The organism is Cellulomonas bogoriensis 69B4 = DSM 16987 (assembly GCF_000767165.1).
Lineage (GTDB): Bacteria > Actinomycetota > Actinomycetes > Actinomycetales > Cellulomonadaceae > Actinotalea > Actinotalea bogoriensis.
The window spans coordinates 1-3,430 of the sequence record NZ_AXCZ01000224.1 but is presented as its reverse complement, the minus strand read 5'-3'; the positions used below and the strand labels follow the sequence as shown (position 1 = coordinate 3,430).

Here is a 3,430-nt window from a genome sequence, read left to right as displayed (position 1 = left end):
ACCCTGGACCGTGCCGCCGAGCTCCTCGCCGAGAAGCGCGCCCGGGGCCCGGTCAAGCGCAAGCGGGCCACCACCCGCAAGACCCCGGCGAAGAAGACCACCAAGAAGTGAGCCCGGCCCCCTGAGGTCGGGGGCAGCGAGGTCGGGCACCAGGGTCGGGGCAGCTCACGTGCCCTGCCCCTCGTCGTCGGTGCGGAACCCGATGGCCTTGTGGCTGCCGTCGCAGAACGGCTTGATGCCTGAGGCCCCGCACCGGCACAGCGCCACGGTGGACCGGCGCCGCGGTGCCGGGGAACCGTCGGGCATGAGGATCTCCACGTCCCCCCGCACCAGCAGGGGTCCGTGGGGGCACGCGGTCACGCTGGCCCGGGGTCCGGTCTCGTTCGCGGTCACGGGCCCAGTGAAGCCCGACCCGGCCGGATTCGCCCGTCGGGGCGGCCGACGGGCCTGCGGATGCGGGGCCCGGATGCCGGTGCGACCCTGTGGGCGGGGTCGTCAGGCCCCGTGCCGCCGCCGCACCACCCCCGGGTCGCGGCCACTCCCGGAGGATCACGATGCGTCCACCCGCCCCCCGCGGCCCCCTCGGCACCGCCGTCGGCACCGCGTTGCGCCGGTCACCCGAACCGAGCCCCACCCTGGTCGAGGACGCCCGCGAGGCGGTCGCGCGGGCCCAGGACGCGCTCTGCGACGACGACGTCCAGACCACTCTGCTGACCATGTACGAGCTGCACTACCGGGGCCTGGACGGGGTCGACGAGCGCTGGGAGTGGCACCCGGACCTGCTCGCGGCCCGGGCGGTCCTGGAGGACGCGTTCGAGTCGGCGGTCCGGGCCGTGGTCCCGGTCCCCGCCACGGGAGCCCGCACCGCCGGTGAGATCGCCGAGGCCTTGTTCGAGCTGACGGCGGACGACTCCGGGCCCGGCGTCTCGGGGTTCATCGCGAAGCGGGCCACGGACGACCAGGCACGCGAGTTCCTGATCCACCGGTCGATCTACCACCTGAAGGAGGCCGACCCCCACTCCTGGGCCCTGCCTCGCCTGACCGGACGTCCCAAGTCGGCCCTGATCGAGATCCAGGCCGACGAGTACGGTGGCGGCCGGCCCGGGTACCTGCACGCCGAGCTGTACGGGGCGACGCTGCGGGCCGTGGGCCTGGACGACACGTACGGCGCCTACGTGGACGTCGTCCCCGCCCCGACCCTCGCGAACGTGAACCTCATGAGCCTGTTCGGGTTGCACCGCAGGTTGCGGGGGGCGATCGCCGGGCACCTGGCGGCGTTCGAGATGACCTCGTCCATCCCCAGCCGGCGGTACGGCCACGGGTTCCGCCGGCTGGGGTACGGGCCGGACGTCACGGGGTACTTCGACGAGCACGTCGAGGCCGACGCGGTCCACGAGCAGATCGCCGGCCGTGACCTGGCCGGCGCGCTCGCCGAGGCCGAGCCGTCGGTACGCGACGACGTGCTGTGGGGGGCGGGGGCCTGCCTGGCGCTCGAGGAGCGTGCGGGACGGCACATGCTCGACAGGTGGGAGCAGGGGCGGACCGCGTTGCGCGAGGCCCGGCCGCTCGCCGCCTGAGTACCGTGTGCCCATGACGTCGACGACGACTGCCCTGCAGGACCCGCGCTCGGCCCCACCGTTGCGCTGGGGGGTGCTGGGCCCCGGGTGGATCGCCGGGACGTTCGCCGCGGCGGTCCACGGGTGGACGCAGGGACGGGTGGTGGCGGTGGGCTCGCGCGACCGGGAGCGCGCCGAGGCGTTCGCGGCCCGGTTCGAGGTGCCCACGACCCACGTCGGGTACGAGGCGCTGGTCGCGGACCCCCAGGTGGACGCCGTGTACGTGGCGTCCCCGCACTCCGGGCACCACGCCCATGCGCTGCTCGCGATCGCCGCCGGCAAGCACGTGCTGGTCGAGAAGTCGTTCACGCGCAACGCGTCCGAGGCGCAGGAGGTCGTGGACGCCGCCCGCGCCGCTGGGGTGTTCTGCATGGAGGCCATGTGGACCCGGTTCCTGCCGCACATGGTGGCCTTGCGGCAGGTGCTGGCACGGGGTGAGGTCGGTGAGGTCGTGGCGGTCCAGGCCGATCACGGTCAGGGGTTCGCGCACATGCCGGACACCCACCGGTTGCACGCCCGGGAGCTGGCCGGGGGCGCGTTGCTGGACCTGGGCGTGTACCCGGTGTCGTTCGCCCACGACGTGCTGGGTGAGCCGCAGGTGGTGACCGCACTGGGGTCGCTGACCAGGACGGGGGTCGACGGTCAGGTCACGATGGGTCTGGGGTACGGCGACCGTGCCCAGGCTGCCCTGCACACGACGCTGTGGGCGAGGACGGCCACCACGGCCGTGGTCGCGGGCAGCGAGGGGCGCATCGAGGTCGCGACCGACTTCTACCGCCCCACCTCGTTCACCGTGGTGCGGGACGACGGCAGCAGGTGGACGTTCGACCAGGAGGTCGACGGCGGGTTCCAGTACCAGGCGGCGGAGGTCGCGCGCCGGGTCGCCGAGGGGCGGACCGAGAGCCCGGTCATGCCGTTGGACGGCACCCTCGCGGTGATGCGCACCATGGACGAGGTCCGCCGCCTGGTCGGGGTCGCCTACCCCGGCGAGTGACGTCGGGGCCCCGGTAGCCTGTGCGCGTGACCGATCCGTCCCCCGCCGTGTCAGGTCCGGGGCTGGTGTCCCCCGGCGAGAACGGGTTGTTCGTCTCGTTCGAGGGCGGTGACGGGGCGGGCAAGTCCACGCAGCTCGGCCTGCTGGCCACCTGGTTGGAGGGCGCGGGGCACGAGGTGGTGCGTACCCGTGAACCCGGCGGGACGGACCTGGGGCGCCAGCTGCGCGCGGCGGTGCTGCACGGGGAGGACGTCGGGCCCCGCACCGAGGCGCTGCTGTACGCGACCGACCGGGCCCACCACGTCGACACGGTGGTGCGTCCGGCGCTGGCCCGGGGGGCGGTCGTGCTGACGGACCGGTACCTGGACTCCTCGGTCGCGTACCAGGGGGACGGCAGGGACCTGGGTGCCGAGGAGGTCGAGCGGTTGTCCGCGTGGGCCACGCAGGGTCTGCTGCCCCGGCTGACGGTGCTGCTGGACCTGGACCCGCAGGTGGGCCTGGGGCGGCTCACGGGTGCGCCGGACCGGTTGGAGCGCGCCGGGCTGGAGTTCCACGCACGGACCCGCCGGGCGTTCCTGGAGCGGGCGCGCACCGGTGGTGACCGGTGGCTGGTGCTGGACGCCACACGTCCCACGGGCGAGCTCCACGAGGCCGTGCGGGCGCGGGTCGCGGGCCTGCTGGGCCGGGTGGGGGTGACCCGGTGAGCGTGTGGGACGACGTCGTCGGGCAGGACCACGTGGTCGAGGTGCTGCGGGGGGCCGCCGGCGACGAGGCGGCGATGACGCACGCGTGGCTGGTGACCGGCCCCCCGGGCTCGGGG

The 3,430-nt window shown here is 74.7% G+C and carries 4 protein-coding genes and 1 pseudogene; 4 read left to right on the top strand and 1 reads right to left on the bottom strand.

The features are described from left to right. Positions 1-165 precede the first annotated feature (165 nt). Positions 166-393, bottom strand: a complete 228-nt coding sequence (locus tag N869_RS13690) for a CDGSH iron-sulfur domain-containing protein (protein ID WP_035062483.1) — start codon at positions 391-393, stop codon at positions 166-168. Between the two features lie 161 nt (positions 394-554). On the opposite strand from N869_RS13690, the gene N869_RS13685 reads away from it, so the two are divergent. The 4 genes and pseudogenes from N869_RS13685 to N869_RS17465 form a co-directional block, all read left to right on the top strand. Continuing rightward, positions 555-1,577, top strand: a complete 1,023-nt coding sequence (locus N869_RS13685; protein WP_035062481.1) for an iron-containing redox enzyme family protein — start codon at positions 555-557, stop codon at positions 1,575-1,577. Between the two features lie 13 nt (positions 1,578-1,590). Then, positions 1,591-2,610, top strand: coding sequence for a Gfo/Idh/MocA family protein (locus N869_RS13680; RefSeq protein ID WP_035062480.1), 1,020 nt, complete (start codon positions 1,591-1,593; stop codon positions 2,608-2,610). A 26-nt stretch (positions 2,611-2,636) separates the two neighbouring features. Then, positions 2,637-3,314, top strand: a complete 678-nt coding sequence (gene tmk, locus N869_RS13675) for a dTMP kinase (RefSeq protein ID WP_232229750.1) — start codon at positions 2,637-2,639, stop codon at positions 3,312-3,314. Beyond that, positions 3,311-3,430 (top strand): annotated as a pseudogene (locus N869_RS17465) (DNA polymerase III subunit delta'); the annotation flags it as partial. The gene tmk and the pseudogene N869_RS17465, both read left to right, overlap by 4 nt.